Here is a 16,602-nt window from a genome sequence, read left to right as displayed (position 1 = left end):
GCGATCAGGCCGGCGACAGCTTGGCCACGGCGAGCGCCAGCCACTTGACGCCCGACGCACCGAAATTGACCTGGACCCGGGCGTCGGAGCCCGAGCCTTCGGCGTTGACGATGACGCCAGCGCCGAACTTGGCGTGGCTCACCTGTTGGCCGACGCGGAAGCCGCTGTCATTGACCGCCGTCGTCCGGCGACCGCTGCCGAAGCTGCGCGGATTGCTGCTCGCCGGTGCCGACGGCGCGGCACTGCTGCTGCCGAAGCCGCCGTAGCCGCGTGCGCTGGCCGGCGGCGTGAGCCACTTCAGCAGTTCGGCCGGAATCTCGTCGAAGAAGCGGCTGCGCAGGTTGTAGCGGGTCTGACCATGCAGCATGCGCGACTGCGCGAACGACAGGTAGAGGCGCTTGCGGGCGCGGGTGATGGCGACGTACATGAGCCGGCGCTCCTCTTCCAGACCGTCTCGCTCCAGCACCGAGTTCTCGTGCGGAAACAGGCCTTCTTCGAGACCACCGATGAACACCACGTCGAATTCCAGTCCCTTGGCTGAGTGCACGGTCATCAGCTGCACCGCAGCCTGGCCGGCGTCGGCCTGGTGTTCCCCCGCCTCGAGCGACGCGTGCGACAGGAAGGCGGACAGCGGATCGGGCGGCGCGGCTTCGTCCTCGGCCGCGACCTGGGCGTAGCCTTCCTCGGAAATGAAGTTGGCGGCCGCGTTGATGATTTCGTCCAGGTTGGCAACGCGCTCCTGACCTTCCTTTTCAGTCAGGTAGTGCGCGCGCAGGCCGGACAGTTCGAGTACCTGCTCGACCATTTCCGGCAGCTTCAGCCCCTCGCAGGCGAAGCGCAGCTGGTCGACCAGCTTGATGAAGGCGCCGACCGACTGCGCCGCCTTGCCGGTCAGGAAGTTCAGCGCGCCGTACAGGCTGCTGCCGTGCGCCTGCGCGGCGTCCTGCAGCTGTTCCAGCGAACGCGCGCCGATGCCGCGGGTCGGGAAGTTCACCACGCGGGTGAATGCGGTGTCGTCGTGCGGATTGGCGATGAGCCGCATGTAGGCCAGTGCGTGCTTCACCTCCTGCCGCTCGAAGAAGCGCAAACCGCCATAGACGCGATAGGGAATGCCGGCCGAGAACAGCGCGTGTTCGAGCACGCGCGACTGCGCATTGCTGCGGTAGAGCAGCGCGATGTCGTCGCGCGCCGTGCCGTCGTGGATCAGCGCCCGGATTTCCTCGACCACCCAGCGCGCTTCCTCGATGTCGTTGAAGGCCTCATAGACGCGCAGCGGCTCGCCGTGGCCGGCTTCGGTCCACAGGTTCTTTCCGAGGCGGCCGCTGTTGTGCTTGATCACCGCGTTGGCGGCGTCGAGGATGTTGCCGTGCGAGCGGTAGTTCTGTTCCAGCCGGATGACGTTGTCGACGTGGAACTCGCGCTCGAAGTCGCGCATGTTGCCGACCTCGGCGCCGCGGAAACGGTAGATGCTCTGGTCGTCGTCGCCGACCGCCATCACCGCCGCCTGACCTTCGGTGCCGAGGCCGGCCAGCAGCTTGAGCCAGCGGTACTGCAGCACGTTGGTGTCCTGGAACTCGTCGACCAGGATGTGGCGGAAACGGCGCTGGTAGTGCGCGCGTATCGGCTCGTTGCGTTGCAGGAGCTCGTGACAGCGCAGCAGCAGCTCGGCGAAATCGACCACGCCCTCGCGCTGGCACTGCACCTCGTAAGCCTGGTACAGCTCGACCCGCTTGCGCGCGAAGTCGTCGAAGGCCTCGACCTCGTGCGGGCGCAGCCCCTGCTCCTTGGCCGAATTGATGAAATACATCAGGTCGCGCGCCGGGAATTTCTCGTCGTCGATGTTGAGCGCCTTCAGCATGCGCTTGATGGCCGACAGCTGGTCTCCCGAATCGAGTATCTGGAACAGCTGCGGCAGCCCGGCCTCTTTCCAGTGCGCGCGCAGCATGCGGTTGCACAGACCGTGGAAAGTGCCTATCCACAGGCCGCGTGCATTCATCGGCAGCATCGCGGTCAGCCGCGCCAGCATTTCCTTGGCCGCCTTGTTGGTGAAGGTGACCGCGAGGATGCCGTGCGGCGACACCTGGCCGGTCGAAATGAGCCAGGCCAGACGCGTGGTCAGCACGCGCGTCTTGCCCGACCCGGCGCCCGCGAGGATGAGCGCCGACTGCGACGGCAGCGTGACGGCCTGGAACTGCTGTTCGTTCAGACCGGAAAGAAGCGGGTTGGATGTCATGCGGCGGATTCTACCGGGCTGCCTGCCGACGGTCGCGCCCCGCGGACGTGTAGTCCTCCTCCTACAGCGAGGAACCGGCCCCGGGCAGGGCGGTCGCGTCTAACCCGGACAACGCAAACAGGGAGAGACCACGACAATGAACGACTGGACACAGACTGCCGCCTGGCTGTACGCATGGGCGGGCGACCGCCTGCCTCAGGTGCTTGACCTCGCGGTGAAGCTGTTCCTGATCCTGCTGCTCGCCTGGATGCTGCAGCACCTCGCCCGGCGCTCGATACGGCTGATCCACGAAACACTGCGCCGGCGCACCGACTGTGCGGAAGACATCAAGCGCATCGACACCCTGGTTCGGGTCGCGCGCTACGCGGCATCGGTGGTCATCCTCGTGCTGGCCGGCGGCATCGCGCTGAGTGCGCTGGGCATTTCGGTCGCCCCGCTGCTGGCCACTGCTGGCGTGGCCGGCATCGCCATCGGCTTCGGTGCCCAGTCGCTGGTGAAGGATCTGTTCTCGGGGCTGTTCGTGCTGCTGGAAAACCAGATCCGCGTCGGCGACATCGTGGACATCGCCGGCCACGGCGGCGTGGTCGAGGAAGTGACGCTGCGCTATGTGCGGCTGCGCGACTACGAGGGCAATGTGCACTTCGTCCCGAACGGCGAGATCACGACGGTCACCAGCCGCTCGCGTGAATTCGCCCATGCGGTGATCGATGTGCGGATGGCGCCGACTGACCGGGTGGCCGACATCTACGCCATCATGTTCGACGTCGCCAAGGCGATGCGCGAGGACGAGTACTTCGGCGCCCGCATCCTCGGCGACCTCGAGATGGCGGGCGTGGACCAGTGGCAGGAATCTGCGCTCATCGTGCGGGCACGCATCCGTGTCGCGGCGATGGCGCAATGGGAGGTGCGGCGCGAATTCCTGCGGCGGGTGAAGGAAGCGTACGACGAGCGCGGCCAGACCTTGCCGCTGCCGCATCTCACGCTGCGCTTCGCCGACGACGCCGAAACCATGCTGCGCGAAGTGTCGCGCAGCAGCCCGGCAACACGCCGGACGGCTCCGGCCTGAGCCTGCCCGGTAACGGCGCCGTGTTTTCCGGCGGGCGGCGGGCCGCCGGGCCTATAATTGCGGGTTAGCGTTCATTTCCGCCGCATCCCGCCTCATGTCAGAAAAACAGACCCCCGCCTACACCCCGTCCGAGGTCGAAGCCGCCGCGCGCCGCTACTGGGACGACAGCCAGACCTTCAAGGCCATCGAGGACGCCTCGAAGCCCAAGTACTACTGCCTGTCGATGTTCCCCTACCCTTCGGGCAAGCTGCACATGGGCCATGTGCGCAACTACACCATCGGCGACGTGCTGACCCGCTTCCACCGGATGCGCGGCTACAACGTGCTGCAGCCCATGGGCTGGGACGCCTTCGGCCTGCCGGCCGAGAACGCGGCGATCAAGAACGCGGTGCCGCCGGCGAAATGGACCTACGACAACATCGACTACATGCGCCAGCAGCTCAAGGCGCTGGGCTTTGCCATCGACTGGAGCCGCGAACTGGCGACCTGCCAGCCGTCGTACTACAGGTGGAACCAGTGGCTGTTCCTGCGCATGCTGGAAAAGGGCATCGCCTACAAGAAGACGCAGGTCGTGAACTGGGACCCGGTCGACCAGACCGTGCTCGCCAACGAACAGGTGATCGACGGTCGCGGCTGGCGCACCGGCGCGCTGGTCGAGAAACGCGAGATTCCCGGCTACTACCTCGGCATCACGCAGTACGCCGACGAACTGCTGGACGACCTGGACACGCTGGACGGCTGGCCCGAGCGAGTAAAGACCATGCAGGCCAACTGGATAGGCAAGAGCACCGGCGTGCGCTTCGCCTTCAGCCACGACGTCCGCGATGACACCGGCGCGCTGATCGACGACGGCCGGCTGTGGGTGTTCACCACCCGCGCCGACACCATCATGGGTGTCACCTTCTGCGCGGTCGCCGCCGAACATCCGCTGGCCACCCACGCCGCCCGCAACAACCCGGAACTGGCCGCCTTCATCGAGAAATGCAAGCACGGCTCGGTGATGGAAGCCGACATGGCGACCATGGCAAAGGAAGGTCTGCCGACCGGCCTCTCCGTCGTGCACCCGCTGACCGGCGAATCGGTGCCGCTGTGGGTCGGCAACTACGTGCTGATGAGCTACGGCGACGGCGCGGTGATGGCGGTGCCGGCGCACGACGAGCGCGACTTCGGCTTCGCGAAGAAATACGAACTGCCGATCCGGCAGGTAATCGCGGTCGGCAACAACGCGTTCTCGACTGACGCGTGGGCCGAGTGGTACGGATCGAAGGACGGGGTCTGCGTAAACAGCGGCCGCTACGACGGCCTGGGTTATGCCGCGGCGGTCGATGCAGTGGCGGCAGACCTCGCCGGCAAGGGTGGCGAGAAGAAGGTGCAGTGGCGCCTGCGCGACTGGGGCGTGTCGCGCCAGCGCTACTGGGGCTGCCCGATTCCCATCATCCACTGCGATCACTGCGGCGACGTGCCGGTGCCGGACGACCAGCTGCCGGTGGTGCTGCCGGAGGACTGCATTCCGGATGGCTCGGGCAACCCGCTGCTCAAGCGCGACGACTTCATCAACGTCGCCTGCCCGAAGTGCGGCGCCGCCGCCAAGCGCGAAACCGACACGATGGACACTTTTGTCGATTCGAGCTGGTACTACGCCCGCTACTGCTCGGTCGGCAACGACGCGGCCATGGTCGATGAGCGCGCCAACTACTGGATGCAGGTGGACCAGTACATCGGCGGCATCGAGCACGCCATCCTGCACCTCTTGTACTCGCGCTTCTGGTCCAAGGTGATGCGCGACATGGGCCTGATGTCGGTGAAGGAACCGTTCGCCCGTCTGCTCACCCAGGGCATGGTGCTGAACCACGCCTGGCTGCACAAACCTGAAGGCGGCGGCAAGAACTACTACTGGGAAAGCGAGGTCGAGGTCCAGCGCGACGCCAAGGGGCAGATCACCGGCGGCCGGCTGAAGGCCGACGGCACCGTGCTCGAGCACGAACTGACCACGATGTCGAAGTCGAAGAACAACGGCGTGGACCCGCAGGCGCTGATCGACCAGTACGGCGCCGACACCGCGCGCTTCTTCATGATGTTCGCCAGCCCGCCGGAACAGACGCTGGAATGGAACGACGCTGGCGTCGAAGGCGCGCACCGCTTCCTGAAGCGCGTATGGAATTTCGCCCAGGACTACACCGCCGAACTGCGCGCGCGTGTACCGGCCGCGTCGACGCTGGGCAAGGCCAAGCTGCCGGCCGCGCTGGCCGACCTGCGGCGCGAACTGCATCTGGTGCTGAAGCAGGCGAGCTACGACCTGGGCAAGCAGCAGTTCAACACGGTCGCCTCCGGCTGCATGAAGATGCTCAACGCGCTGGAAAAGGCACCGCGCGACGGCGTCGAAGCGGCCGAGGTGATCGGCGAAGGCCTATCCATGCTGCTGCGCGTGCTGTCGCCGATCTGCCCGCACATCACGCACGTGCTGTGGCGCGACTGCGGCTTCGGCGACGACATCCTGAGCGCCGAATGGCCGGAGCCGGCCGACTCGGCGCTGGTGCAGGACGAGGTGGAACTGATGCTGCAGGTCAATGGCAAGCTGAGGGGCAGCCTGCGCGTCGCCGCCGATGCGGCCAAGGACGCCATCGAGGCGGCGGCGCTGGCCAACGAGTCGGCGCAGAAATTCATGGAAGGCAAGCCGGCGAAGAAGGTGGTCGTCGTGCCCGGCCGTCTGGTCAATATCGTGTGCTGAAGCAGGAGATGCCCGTGAGCGCCCCCGCCAACCCGTCCCGCCGCAGCCTGCTGCTGGCCGCCGCCGCCGCGCTTCCGCTGGCGGCCTGCGGTTTCCACCTGCGCGGTGTACGTGATCTGCCTTTCCAGACGCTGTACATCAACTCCAACCGTTACTCGGAGCTGACAGCCCAACTCAGGCGCGCCATCGAAGCGCAGACCACGTCCAAGGTCGCGGATGACATCAAGGCGGCCGATGCCGTGCTCGACATCACCGAGAACAGGACCGAAAAGGTCATTCTCAGCTTGAACTCGGCAGGCCGCGTCCGTGAGTATCAGCTGCGCCAGCGTTTCTCGTTTCGCGTACGCACGCCGACCAATGAAGAGATCGCGCCGGTGGCGACCATCGAGATGCGTCGCGACCTCACGTTCAATGACAGCGACACGCTGGCCAAGCAGGAAGAGGAACAGCTCCTGCTGGCCGAAATGCAGTCGGACGTGATCCAGCAGTTGCTGCGCCGCCTGCAGGCGATCAAGCGCAAACCTGCCTGAGCGCGATGCAGCTGCGCGCCGAACAGCTCGACGCCCACCTGAAGGGCACGCTCGCGCCGCTCTATGTGCTGCACGGCGACGAGCCGCTGCTCGTGATCGAAGCGGCGGACGCCATCCGCGCCGCCGCGCGTACGCGGGGTTTCAGCGAGCGCGAAGTGCTGGTGGTGACGCAGTACTTCAAATGGTCGGCGCTGGCCGAGGCGGCCGGCAATATGTCGCTGTTCGGCGGCGACAAGCTGATCGACCTGCGCATTCCGACCGGCAAGCCGGGTCGCGAAGGCAGTGATGCACTGGCCCGCTACGCCGCGAATCCGCCGGCAGGCACGATCACGCTGGTGACGCTGCCACTGATGGACTGGAAGGCGAAGAAGAGCAGCTGGTTCGCCGCGCTGATCGAATCCGGCATGGAACTGGAACTGAACGCGCCCGGTCTTGCGCGCCTGCCCGCCTGGCTGGCCGGCCGGCTCGCCCGCCAGCAGCAGAGCGCGACACCGGAAGCGCTGGAATTCATGGCCGGCCATGTCGAAGGCAATCTGCTGGCGGCAAACCAGGAAGTGATGAAGCTCGCGCTGCTGCATCCGCCCGGTGAACTTTCTGTCGAACAGGTGCGCAACGCGGTGATGGACGTCGCCCGCTACGACGTCGACGACCTGCGTCAGGCGCTGCTCGCTGGCGATGCCGCGCGCGCCAGCCGCCTGCTCGACGGCCTGCGCGCCGAGGGCGTGGCCGCTCCGCTGGTGCTGTGGATCATCGTCGCTGAACTGCGCGTGCTGGCGACCGCGCGAGCCGAAATGGCTGCCGGGCGCAGCGCCGACGACGCACTGGCTGCCGCCCGCATCTTCGGCGCCCGCCAGTCACCGTACAAGCGTGCGCTGCAGCGGCTGTCCTCGGCCGCCACCCGCACTGCACTGATGCAGGCCGCGCGACTGGACCGCATGATCAAGGGCGTGGCGCGTGGCGACGTGTGGGACGAGTTCCTGCAGATCGCGCTGCGACTGTGCGCACGCTGAGCGTGGCCGACTGGCAAGTCGCCGCGCTTTCTGCTTTCATCCGTGTTTGGCCGCCGTTTTCATAAGGTGCGCGGTCTGAGCATTTCGGGAATCAAGATGGACATCCAGGACTACATGAACACGCTGGGCCGCCAGGCCCGCGCCGCCTCGCGCATCGTGTCGCAGGCATCCACCGCCGCCAAGAACGACGCGCTGATCCGCATCGCCGCCCTGCTACGCGAGCGTGCACCGCAGCTGCTCGAAGCCAACGCGGCCGACGTCGACGCGGCACGCGCCAATGGCCTGGACGCGGCGATGATCGACCGGCTCACGCTGACCGCCAAGGGCGTCGAGGCGATGGCGCAAGGCCTGGAACAGGTCGCCGCGCTGCCCGACCCGGTCGGCGAAATGACCGACTTCAAGCGCCGCCCCACCGGCATCACGGTGGGCAAGATGCGGGTACCGCTGGGCGTGATCGGCATCATCTACGAAGCGCGGCCGAACGTGACGGCCGACGCAGCGGCCCTGTGCCTGAAGAGCGGCAACGCCGCCATCCTGCGCGGCGGCTCCGAAGCCGCGCGCTGCAATCAGGCAGTCGCCGCCTGCGTGCGCGAAGGGCTGGTTGCCGCGGGTCTGCCGGACACTGCGGTACAGGTGGTGGACACCACCGACCGCGCCGCGGTCGGCGCGCTGATCACGATGCCGCAGTTCGTCGACGTGATCGTGCCGCGCGGCGGCAAGGGCCTGATCGAACGCATTTCGCGTGAAGCCAAGGTGCCGGTGATCAAGCACCTGGACGGCAACTGTCACGTCTATATCGACGAATTCGCCGACGACGACAAGGCGGTGCGCATCGCCGACAACGCAAAGACCCATCGCTACGGCACCTGCAACACGATGGAAACGCTGCTGGTGCATGTCGCTGCGGCACCGCGCGTGCTTGGCCGACTGGCCGACATCTACCTCGGCAAGGGCGTCGAACTGCGCGGCTGCGAGCGCGCGCGCGCGCTGGTGCCGGCGATGAAGGCGGCGACCGACGAGGACTGGGCGACCGAATACCTCGCCCCCATCCTCGCGGTGCGCATCGTCGATTCGCTGGACGACGCGATCGACCACATCAACCGCTGGAGTTCGCAGCACACGGACGCCATCGTGACCGAGAACCACACGCGGGCGATGCGCTTCATCCGCGAGGTCGATTCGGCGTCGGTCATGATCAATGCCTCGACCCGCTTCGCCGACGGCTTCGAGTACGGGCTGGGTGCGGAGATCGGCATCTCGACGGACAAGATCCACGCCCGCGGCCCGGTCGGTCTGGATGGGCTGACCAGTCAGAAGTGGGTGGTGCTCGGCGACGGCCACGTGCGTAGCTGAACACGCTGACGGGACGGCACGCCGTCCCGTCACCCCTAGCCCCTAGCCCCTAGCCCCTAGCCCCTAAGCATTGTCCGACAGCTTCCTCTCCGCCAGCATCCTGCTCCTGCTGCTGTTCGATCCGTTCGGCAACGCACCGGTCATGACCGTGCTGCTGAAGGACGTACCGAAGGCGCGGCGTCAGCGTGTCGTGCTGAGGGAGTGCTTCTTCGCCTGGCTGGCGCTGCTAGCCTTCATGTGGGCCGGCGAATCGGTGATGAGGATCCTGCAGCTGTCGCAGACCTCGCTCGGCATTGCCGGCGGCGTACTGCTGTTCCTGATCGCACTGCGCATGATCTTTCCGCAGCCGGCCGGCGTGTTCGGCGAGTGGGCCGGCGGCGAGCCCTTCGTCGTGCCACTGGCGATTCCGCTGATCGCCGGGCCGTCTGCGATGGCCATGGTGATGCTGCTGGTGTCGCGCGAGCCGGACCGCTTCTGGACCTGGACCGGCGCGATGAGCGCTGCCATGGCGGTCACCGCCTGCGTACTGCTGGCGGCAGGGCCGCTGATCCGCCGGCTGGGTGAGCGCGGAACCTCCGCGCTTGAGCGACTGATGGGTCTGCTGCTGTGCGCGGTCGCCGTCGAAATGCTGCTGACCGGTATCCGCAGCTTCGCCGGATCACTCTGAGCGGCGCGCGTCCGGACGCCGGAGCGGCCGGATGACGCGCCCGTCAGTTGCCCAGACCGAGCGAAGTCTGCGTGAACACCGCCGCGCCGCTGACCTTGTTGATGCCGCCAATGCCGCTGTCGAAGGTGTAGACCATGCCCGCGCGCTCGGCCCCTGCGCCGGCGAAGAAGCCATGGAAACTGCCGCTCGGCGGGCTGAACGAACATCCGCTGCAGTTCGAGAACGAACCCGAGAACGCCGCGGTGCCGCTGTTGATGCTGCCGGACCCGGTCAGCCCGAAGGTGGTGGCGCTGACGGTCACGTTCATGCCGACGCTGAGCGTGTAGGCCGAGAAATCGGCGGTCATGGACCCGCTCACCGAGCCGCCACTCGCACCGCCGGACGTGGTCGGCGTGGTGTAGCCGCTCAGCGCATAGGTGCCGCTGGCACCGCCCAGCGCGGCCAGATCCGGCGTCGGCTTGCCAGCGATGTAATGCACGTCGAGCAGCGTGTCGCCAGCGCAGTCGAATTCGCCAGAACACGAGCCGCTGGTCCAGCGCCCCCAGCCGATGATGCCGTCCTGATGTGCTTCGGCAACCGAAGACGCCTGGATGTCACCGTTCGAATTCGACGCCGAGACCAACGTGCTGCCCTCGAAGGACGCGGTCGCCGAATCCAGCATCACCAAGCCGCCATAGCCGCCGTACTGATCGACGTACTGGCCATAAACGTAATAACCGTCACCGGACTGCAGACTGCCGCCCGCATAGCCGTCCAGCACATCCAACCCACCGCCCTCACTGCGATTCTCCGACACCAGGAAGGTGTCGTCGCCCTGCGGCGGCGTCAGGTTGCCGCTGTTCGACGGCGGCGGGGGCGGCAGATCAGTCTTCACTTCGGTGATGACCGGCGGCGTGCTCTGGTCGGCGACATAGGCGCTCTGCCCGTCGGACACCGTAAGGCAGCCGCCTCCATTGCAGACATCGACCGCGCCATCGCCGGTCGTCACGTTGATGCTGTTGCCGTAGACGACGGAAAACTCGGTGCCGCGGATGCCGATGGTTGCAACTGAAGTGGTGAGCTTGTAATTGCTGCGGTTGCCCTTGCCGACCAGACCGGTGATGGTGCGCAGGCCGCCCTTGATCAGGCTGAAGAAGCCACGGTCCTCGGTCGGCTTGCCAGCGAACGCGTACTGGTCGATGCGGAACTGGGTCTGCGGCTGAAGCGACACCAGCGAGCCATCGGTGAAGCGCATCTGGGCGCGTCCGCTGCCGGTGTCGACGGTGTCGCCGCTGCCCACCTGAGCGCCGCGCGCCAGCACGCGGCTGCTGCCGTCAGCCGCCAGTGCGCGCACGTCACCCGACGTGAATTCGACACGCGCCGCGTTATCGGCCAGCGCATGCAGCGGAAACGCCAGTGCGATTGCGAGCGTCAGGCGTGCGGGAGTGAAGGGTTTCGCCATGGCGCTCTCCTAGAACGTACGACGCACGGCGAACTGGGCGACGCCGCGACGGTATTCGTTGAGATTGATGCTGGAGTCATTGCGCACCAGTGACACCGACGGCGTGAGCAGCCACTGCTTGGCGAAGGCATAGCTCGCGCCCAGCGACAGCGAAGTCAGATTGTCGTCGCGCACGCGGGCGAAGATCGGGTCGACATTCTTGTACTCGCGCGCCTCGTGCGCCAGCGCGCCGAACAGCATCCAGCGCTCGTCCAGCGTGTGCTGGGCGCCGACGCGGAAGCCGATCACGTCGTTGGCAGCGATGTTCACGCCCGAGGGCAGATCGTTGCGGCCGGTTTCGGCGCCGAGGTAGAAACTGCCGAACAGCATGGTGCGGTCGTTCGGCAGCACCAGCGCGTGGCCGACGCCATAGATGTTGCGATTGACGTCGCGCACGTCGTTCGTGCCTTCGTAACGCAGCCGGCTCTGCTGGGCGAACACGGTGGTCTGGTTGCGCGCGTCGTGCGTGTGCTGCCATTGCAGCGAGCCACCGGTGTAGTCGCGCAACTTGTCGTCATCGACCTCGAACATGCCCAGCTGCAGCGCTGCGGTGATCCGGTTCGCGCCGCGCGACCACGACACGCCGGCATTGCCGTCCAGTGCGGTCGTGTCGAAGCGCGACTCGCCGCCATTGAAGCGCGCCGCGCCGGTGGCGCCGGCGAGGAAGGCCCATTCGCGGTTCAGCGGCACGCGCGCAGTGATACCGCCGGACAGCGCACTGAACCATGCGTCGCGACTCTGGCTGGCGGGGTCGAGCAGGAAGGCGCCGAGGCCGGGTACCGCGACCGCGTTCTGCGAGGTGGCGCTGTTCACGTTGGTGTCACGTCCGACCGCCGCTTCGACGAAACCGGCGAAAGACGGCTTGCCTGCGTCCGGCGCGCGGTCGATGGCCGACAGCAGTCGATCGATGGCACGGGCCACCTCCGGCGGTACGTTCTGATTGCGCACCGTCTCCAGCTCACGCCGGGCGCCGACCGATTCGCCGAGCGCCAGATAGGCACGGCCGATTTCGGCGCGGGCACGCGCATTGTCCGGCTGCACGGCGAGCACGCGTTCGAGCGCGAACACGGCCAGCGTATGCCGCCCGGTTTCCAGCGCCGAAATGCCCAGCAATAGATCGAACTGCGGATCCCCGGCCCGCTCCGACTCCTGCGGCGACAGTAGCTGGTAGGCCGCAGCATGGCGACCGGCTTCGATGTGCGCGGCCGCCTGTTCGGTCAACGATTGAGCATGCGTGGCGACCGATGTGCCCAGCAGCAGTGCAAACAGCAGCGGATGTGTTCTTTTTTGTGCGCGCATGCGCCCTCCTCGTTGTCGCGTGACCGACAACTGACTGACCTCAATGGCCGGATGATTGCATTTCATTGATTGAAAAACAATAGCTTGCACAACCTTATTAAGGTTGATTCCTGAAGCAGGCCGTCATTTCTCACATCTTGCGAGCACGATCAGTGCCCGTCCGCCGGATAATTCGAGACCCGAACCCGACGGAGTCCCCATGAATCTGCGCGCATTGTGTTTCGTGTCGATGTTGATGCTGTCTTCGGTCGTCACGGCCATCGAAGTCGAAGGCACGCGTTTCGATCCGACGACACGCCTGTCCGATTCGACGCTTCAGCTGAACGGCGCTGGCGTGCGCACGCGCTTCATCATCAAGGCCTACACCGTCGCCCTCTACCTCGGCGCGCCGGCCGACAGCCTGGACGCGGCAATGGCCGCGGCAGGCCCGAAGCGTATCGAGATCGTGCCGCTGATGAGCTTTTCCGCAACGCAGTTCACCGAACCGCTGGTCAAAGGCATGAAGAAGAACTTGCCGCCGGCGGAATTCGAGGCGATGCAGCCGCGCATCCGCGCTTTCGTCGACGATCTGATGGCGGTGCAGGAGGTGAAGAAGGGCAGCCGAATCGGCCTCGAATGGCTGCCCGGTCGCGGCACCCGCGCCGTGATCGACGGCAAGGAGGTGAGCAAGACGGTCGAGGGCGACGATTTCTACCGCGCACTGCTCGCCATCTGGATCGGCCCAAAGCCGACCCAGGACGACCTGAAGCAGCAGTTGCTCGGGGGCAGGCAAGCGCAATGATGAAGGACTCCGGCGCGCCCGACTGGGACGCTGTGATCGTGGCGCCCGGCTTCGCACTGGGCATCCGCACCGCGGACGATGCGCTCACGCTGATCGAGTTCCTGCCGCCGCGGTCGCCGCAAGCGGCGCGCACGCTACTGGCGGCCGAAGCCACACGCCAGATCGACGCCTACCTGCGCGATGCCCGGCACCGCTTCGATCTGCCGCTGGCTCCCGGCGGCAGCGCACACCAGAACGCGGTGTGGGCGGTGATGCAGCAGATAGCGGTCGGCGACACGCTGACCTATGGCGAAGTAGCGCGTCGCATCGGCTCCGCGCCGCGTGCCGTCGGCGCGGCCTGCGGCGCCAACCCACTACCGGTGGTGATTCCCTGCCATCGCATCGTCGGGGCGGGTGGCGCACTGGGCGGCTTCGCGCACGCAACGCAGGGCTTTCTGCCCGGCATCAAGCGCTGGCTGCTGGCGCACGAGGCCGCGACGCGCGAATTCAGGCTGTCGGCGAACGCCCCCTCTCTATCGTCACGCCGACCTGACGCACGTCCTTCATGATGCCGGTCTTGGCGATCGAAATCCGGACCCATGACGCGCGGAAGTCGTTCAGCATCATGTTGATGACGAACTCGCCCAGCGTTTCGAGCAGATTGAAATGGCGCTGCGCCAGTTCGGCGCGGATGCGATTGACCACTTCGGCGTAGTCGATCGTGTCGTTGATGTCGTCGTTCTGAGCCGCGGCGTCGGGCACGCCGAAGGTCATGCTTATCTCCAGCTGCTGCGTGTGCGCACGCTCGCGCGCGTAGATGCCGACCGATGCGGTCACCTTCATGCCTTCGATGAAAATACAGTCCATGTCTGCCCAGTTGCCCGTGTCGAACTAGAATTGCCGGATTCTACGTCCGACCCGTCGCCCATCGTGAATTCAGCTTTCAGCATCGCCATCGCGATCGCCCTCGGTTACGCACTCGGCTGCATCCCCTTCGCCGTCGTCAGCAGCAGGCTGTTCGGCCTCGCCGATCCGCGCACCTACGGTTCAGGCAACCCGGGCGCAACCAACGTGCTGCGCTCCGGCAACAAGAAGGCCGCGCTGCTGACGCTGATCGGCGACGCGCTGAAGGGCTGCGTCGCGGTATGGCTGGTGCGCGCTCTGGGCATGGGCGACAACGCCGCGCTGCTGGCAGGCGTCGCGGCCTTCGTCGGCCATGTCTTCCCGGTCACGCTGGGTTTTCGCGGCGGCAAGGGCGTGGCGACCGCAGCCGGCGTGATGCTGGCCGCCGAACCGACGGTGGGACTGATCGCGCTGGGCATCTGGCTGGCGGTCGCGCTGCTCACTCGTTATTCGTCACTGGCCGCGCTGGTTGCCGCGTGCAGTGCGCCGATCAGCGGCCTGCTGTATACGCAATCTGCAGTCGTGTGCGGCGCGCTTGCCGCGATGTCCGGGCTGCTGATCTGGCGCCACGCGGACAACATCCGCCGGCTGATGAATGGCACCGAAAGCCGCATCGGCGGCAAGAAGGCCCAGAACGCGGGCTGACTCCGCTCAGAGCGTATCGAGCGGCCAGCGCGGCCGTACCGCGATGGCGTGTTGCGACGACGACGCTGCCACGCCCGCTGCCAGCCGCTGCGCGCCGGCGAAGGCGATCATCGCGCCGTTGTCGGTGCACAGTGCCAGTTCCGGATAGAACACGCGCCCCTTGCGCTGCGCCAGTTCGACGTCGAGCCGCGCGCGCAGACGCCGGTTGGCACCGACTCCGCCTGCCACCACCAGCTGATTCAGCCGGGTCTGCCGCAGCGCAGCCAGCGACTTGGCGACCAGCACATCGACCACCGCTTCCTGGAACTCGGCCGCCAGATCGGCGCGTGCGGCCTCGTCGAGGCCCTTGTTCACCGCGTTCAGTACGGCCGTCTTCAGCCCGGAGAAGCTGAAATCGAGATCGCCGCTGCCGAGCATGGGCCGCGGCAGCTTCAGACGCCCCGGCGTACCCTGCTGCGCCAGCGCCGCCAGGTGCGGTCCGCCCGGATAGGGCAGGCCGAGCAGCTTGGCCGTCTTGTCGAAGGCTTCGCCGGCCGCGTCGTCCAGCGTCTCGCCGAGCATTTCGTAATCGCCGACCGCCGACACCCGCATCAGCTGCGTGTGGCCGCCGGACACCAGCAAGGCGACGAAGGGATAGGTCGGTGGGTCGGCCGACAGCAGCGGCGACAGCAGATGCCCTTCCAGGTGATGAATGGGGATGGCCGGCCTGCCGAGCGAGAATGCAAGCGATTCGGCGAACGCCGCACCGACCAGCAGCGCGCCGGCCAACCCCGGCCCCGCCGTGTAGGCGATGGCGTCGATATCGCCGGCGGCAATGCCGGCTTCGGCCAGCACCTGGCGATACAGCGGAACGATGCGCCGCACGTGATCGCGCGACGCCAGCTCCGGCACCACGCCGCCATACGCTTGATGCAGATCGATCTGCGAGTGCACGGCGTGCGCGACCAGACCCCGCTGGTCGTGGTACAACGCCAGCCCTGTTTCGTCACACGACGATTCGATGCCAAGTATCCACATGCGACGCATTGTACTTGCGCGCCCCGCAAATCGGACTTGGCACATCGCCGGCACCGAGATATACTCGCCGGCTTTCCGTTATGCGTCCGCTCACATCGAGCAGCGGACGCGCCATTGAGGGCTGTTTGTATGCCGGGTATTCGCGTCAAGGAAAACGAGCCGTTTGAAGTTGCGATCCGCCGCTTCAAGCGCACCATCGAAAAGGCTGGCACGCTGACCGAACTGCGTTCGCGCGAGTTCTACGAAAAGCCGACGGCCGAGCGCAAGCGCAAGCTGGCTGCCGCCGTGAAGCGTCACCACAAGCGGCTGCGCAGCCAGACCCTGCCGCCGAAGCTGTACTGATTCGCCGGGCCCTGCAAGGCTGCAGGGCTTGAACCCAAAAAGCCGGATGCGCAGTGACGCATTCGGCTTTTTGTGTTTGTTGCTTCCCTTCAACCGCCGCCGCGAGTGACACCATGAGCCTGAAGGAACAGATCAGCGAAGACATGAAGACCGCGATGCGCGCCAAGGACAGCGCGCGTCTGGGCACCATCCGCCTGCTGCTGGCTGCGATCAAGCAGAAGGAAGTGGACGAGCGCATCACGCTAGACGACGCCCAGGTCACCGCCGTGATCGACAAGATGATGAAGCAGCGCCGCGATTCGATCAGTCAGTACGAAAGCGCCGGCCGTCAGGATCTGGCAGACGCCGAGAAGTTCGAACTCGAGGTGCTGACCGCCTACATGCCGCAGCAGATGAGCGCGGACGAAGTACGTGCCGTCATCGCCGAGGTGATCGCGGCGGTGGGCGCCGCCGGTCCGGCCGACATGGGCAAGGTGATGGCCCCGCTGAAGGCGAAGCTGGCCGGTCGCACCGACATGGCGCAGGCGTCCGCGCTGGTGAAGGCCGCGCTGAGCGGCAACGCCGGCTGA

Annotated in this window: 16 protein-coding genes; 11 read left to right on the top strand and 5 right to left on the bottom strand. The window is 66.5% G+C overall.

The genetic code is table 11. The annotated features are described in order from the left end of the window. Positions 1–4 precede the first annotated feature (4 nt). Positions 5–2,233, bottom strand: coding sequence for a DNA helicase II (uvrD, locus tag IV112_RS17100; RefSeq protein WP_304005503.1), 2,229 nt, complete (start codon positions 2,231–2,233; stop codon positions 5–7). 136 nt (positions 2,234–2,369) lie between these two features. Between uvrD and IV112_RS17095 the strand changes: the two genes are divergently transcribed. From IV112_RS17095 to IV112_RS17070, 6 genes are all read left to right on the top strand, one after another. After that, entirely contained in the window at positions 2,370–3,299 is a 930-nt protein-coding gene (locus IV112_RS17095; protein ID WP_304005502.1) for a mechanosensitive ion channel family protein, read from the top strand. A 94-nt stretch (positions 3,300–3,393) separates the two neighbouring features. Next, positions 3,394–6,027, top strand: a complete 2,634-nt coding sequence (gene leuS, locus IV112_RS17090) for a leucine--tRNA ligase (protein ID WP_304005500.1) — start codon at positions 3,394–3,396, stop codon at positions 6,025–6,027. Then, positions 6,021–6,557, top strand: a complete 537-nt coding sequence (locus IV112_RS17085; protein ID WP_304005498.1) for an LPS-assembly lipoprotein LptE — start codon at positions 6,021–6,023, stop codon at positions 6,555–6,557. Before leuS ends, IV112_RS17085 begins: the two co-directional genes overlap by 7 nt. A 5-nt stretch (positions 6,558–6,562) precedes the next feature. Next, complete coding sequence (gene holA / locus IV112_RS17080) at positions 6,563–7,567, top strand: DNA polymerase III subunit delta (protein WP_304005497.1); 1,005 nt, start codon at positions 6,563–6,565, stop codon at positions 7,565–7,567. Between the two features lie 96 nt (positions 7,568–7,663). Continuing rightward, the gene (locus tag IV112_RS17075) at positions 7,664–8,920 is read left to right on the top strand and encodes a glutamate-5-semialdehyde dehydrogenase (RefSeq protein WP_304005495.1); all 1,257 of its coding nucleotides are present in this window, start codon (positions 7,664–7,666) and stop codon (positions 8,918–8,920) included. A gap of 70 nt (positions 8,921–8,990) precedes the next feature. Beyond that, the gene (locus tag IV112_RS17070) at positions 8,991–9,587 is read left to right on the top strand and encodes a MarC family protein (RefSeq protein WP_304005492.1); all 597 of its coding nucleotides are present in this window, start codon (positions 8,991–8,993) and stop codon (positions 9,585–9,587) included. Between the two features lie 43 nt (positions 9,588–9,630). On the opposite strand, the gene IV112_RS17065 is transcribed toward IV112_RS17070, so the two are convergent. Together IV112_RS17065 and IV112_RS17060 are read right to left on the bottom strand one after the other, a co-directional pair. Beyond that, positions 9,631–11,028 (bottom strand): FecR family protein, encoded by a 1,398-nt coding sequence (locus IV112_RS17065; protein ID WP_304005489.1) that lies wholly within the window; start codon positions 11,026–11,028, stop codon positions 9,631–9,633. A gap of 9 nt (positions 11,029–11,037) precedes the next feature. After that, a complete protein-coding gene (locus tag IV112_RS17060; RefSeq protein WP_304005487.1) occupies positions 11,038–12,366 on the bottom strand; it encodes a tetratricopeptide repeat protein in 1,329 nt (442 codons plus the stop codon). 199 nt (positions 12,367–12,565) lie between these two features. Here IV112_RS17060 and IV112_RS17055 point away from each other — a divergent pair, with 199 nt between their 5' ends. Both IV112_RS17055 and IV112_RS17050 read left to right on the top strand, forming a co-directional pair. After that, on the top strand, positions 12,566–13,147 hold the full coding sequence (locus IV112_RS17055) for a chalcone isomerase family protein (protein ID WP_304005485.1): 582 nt from the start codon (positions 12,566–12,568) through the stop codon (positions 13,145–13,147). Next, complete coding sequence (locus IV112_RS17050) at positions 13,144–13,695, top strand: methylated-DNA--[protein]-cysteine S-methyltransferase (protein WP_304005482.1); 552 nt, start codon at positions 13,144–13,146, stop codon at positions 13,693–13,695. Before IV112_RS17055 ends, IV112_RS17050 begins: the two co-directional genes overlap by 4 nt. Here IV112_RS17050 and folB read toward each other — a convergent pair. Then, positions 13,634–13,993: a dihydroneopterin aldolase gene (folB, locus tag IV112_RS17045; RefSeq protein ID WP_019915410.1), complete on the bottom strand. Its 360-nt coding sequence runs from the start codon at positions 13,991–13,993 to the stop codon at positions 13,634–13,636. The genes IV112_RS17050 and folB overlap by 62 nt on opposite strands. A 63-nt stretch (positions 13,994–14,056) precedes the next feature. On the opposite strand from folB, the gene plsY reads away from it, so the two are divergent. Continuing rightward, positions 14,057–14,674, top strand: a complete 618-nt coding sequence (gene plsY, locus IV112_RS17040; protein WP_304005478.1) for a glycerol-3-phosphate 1-O-acyltransferase PlsY — start codon at positions 14,057–14,059, stop codon at positions 14,672–14,674. Positions 14,675–14,680: 6 nt separating this feature from the next. Here the strand turns inward: plsY and tsaD are convergent, their stop codons facing one another. Continuing rightward, positions 14,681–15,691 carry a tRNA (adenosine(37)-N6)-threonylcarbamoyltransferase complex transferase subunit TsaD gene (gene tsaD, locus IV112_RS17035; RefSeq protein WP_304005475.1) on the bottom strand — a complete coding sequence of 337 codons (1,011 nt, stop codon included), beginning with the start codon at positions 15,689–15,691 and terminating at the stop codon, positions 14,681–14,683. Between the two features lie 129 nt (positions 15,692–15,820). Between tsaD and rpsU the strand changes: the two genes are divergently transcribed. Then, positions 15,821–16,033 carry a 30S ribosomal protein S21 gene (rpsU, locus tag IV112_RS17030; RefSeq protein WP_008061479.1) on the top strand — a complete coding sequence of 71 codons (213 nt, stop codon included), beginning with the start codon at positions 15,821–15,823 and terminating at the stop codon, positions 16,031–16,033. A gap of 113 nt (positions 16,034–16,146) precedes the next feature. Next, positions 16,147–16,602: a GatB/YqeY domain-containing protein gene (locus IV112_RS17025; protein ID WP_304005471.1), complete on the top strand. Its 456-nt coding sequence runs from the start codon at positions 16,147–16,149 to the stop codon at positions 16,600–16,602.

The organism is Methyloversatilis discipulorum (assembly GCF_018780585.1).
In the GTDB taxonomy this organism is placed as follows: Bacteria; Pseudomonadota; Gammaproteobacteria; order Burkholderiales; family Rhodocyclaceae; genus Methyloversatilis; species Methyloversatilis discipulorum_B.
This window is presented reverse-complemented; position numbering and strand designations above follow the sequence as displayed.

Excerpts from the sequence above, each read along its gene's own strand:
- uvrD (WP_304005503.1), bottom strand. The coding sequence starts at position 2,233 with ATGACATCCAACCCGCTTCTTTCCGGTCTGAACGAACAGCAGTTCCAG.
- IV112_RS17095 (WP_304005502.1), top strand. The coding sequence starts at position 2,370 with ATGAACGACTGGACACAGACTGCCGCCTGGCTGTACGCATGGGCGGGC.
- leuS (WP_304005500.1), top strand. The coding sequence starts at position 3,394 with ATGTCAGAAAAACAGACCCCCGCCTACACCCCGTCCGAGGTCGAAGCC.
- holA (WP_304005497.1), top strand. The coding sequence starts at position 6,563 with ATGCAGCTGCGCGCCGAACAGCTCGACGCCCACCTGAAGGGCACGCTC.
- IV112_RS17075 (WP_304005495.1), top strand. The coding sequence starts at position 7,664 with ATGGACATCCAGGACTACATGAACACGCTGGGCCGCCAGGCCCGCGCC.
- IV112_RS17065 (WP_304005489.1), bottom strand. The coding sequence starts at position 11,028 with ATGGCGAAACCCTTCACTCCCGCACGCCTGACGCTCGCAATCGCACTG.
- IV112_RS17060 (WP_304005487.1), bottom strand. The coding sequence starts at position 12,366 with ATGCGCGCACAAAAAAGAACACATCCGCTGCTGTTTGCACTGCTGCTG.
- IV112_RS17055 (WP_304005485.1), top strand. The coding sequence starts at position 12,566 with ATGAATCTGCGCGCATTGTGTTTCGTGTCGATGTTGATGCTGTCTTCG.
- IV112_RS17050 (WP_304005482.1), top strand. The coding sequence starts at position 13,144 with ATGATGAAGGACTCCGGCGCGCCCGACTGGGACGCTGTGATCGTGGCG.
- folB (WP_019915410.1), bottom strand. The coding sequence starts at position 13,993 with ATGGACTGTATTTTCATCGAAGGCATGAAGGTGACCGCATCGGTCGGC.
- tsaD (WP_304005475.1), bottom strand. The coding sequence starts at position 15,691 with ATGTGGATACTTGGCATCGAATCGTCGTGTGACGAAACAGGGCTGGCG.
- rpsU (WP_008061479.1), top strand. The coding sequence starts at position 15,821 with ATGCCGGGTATTCGCGTCAAGGAAAACGAGCCGTTTGAAGTTGCGATC.
- IV112_RS17025 (WP_304005471.1), top strand. The coding sequence starts at position 16,147 with ATGAGCCTGAAGGAACAGATCAGCGAAGACATGAAGACCGCGATGCGC.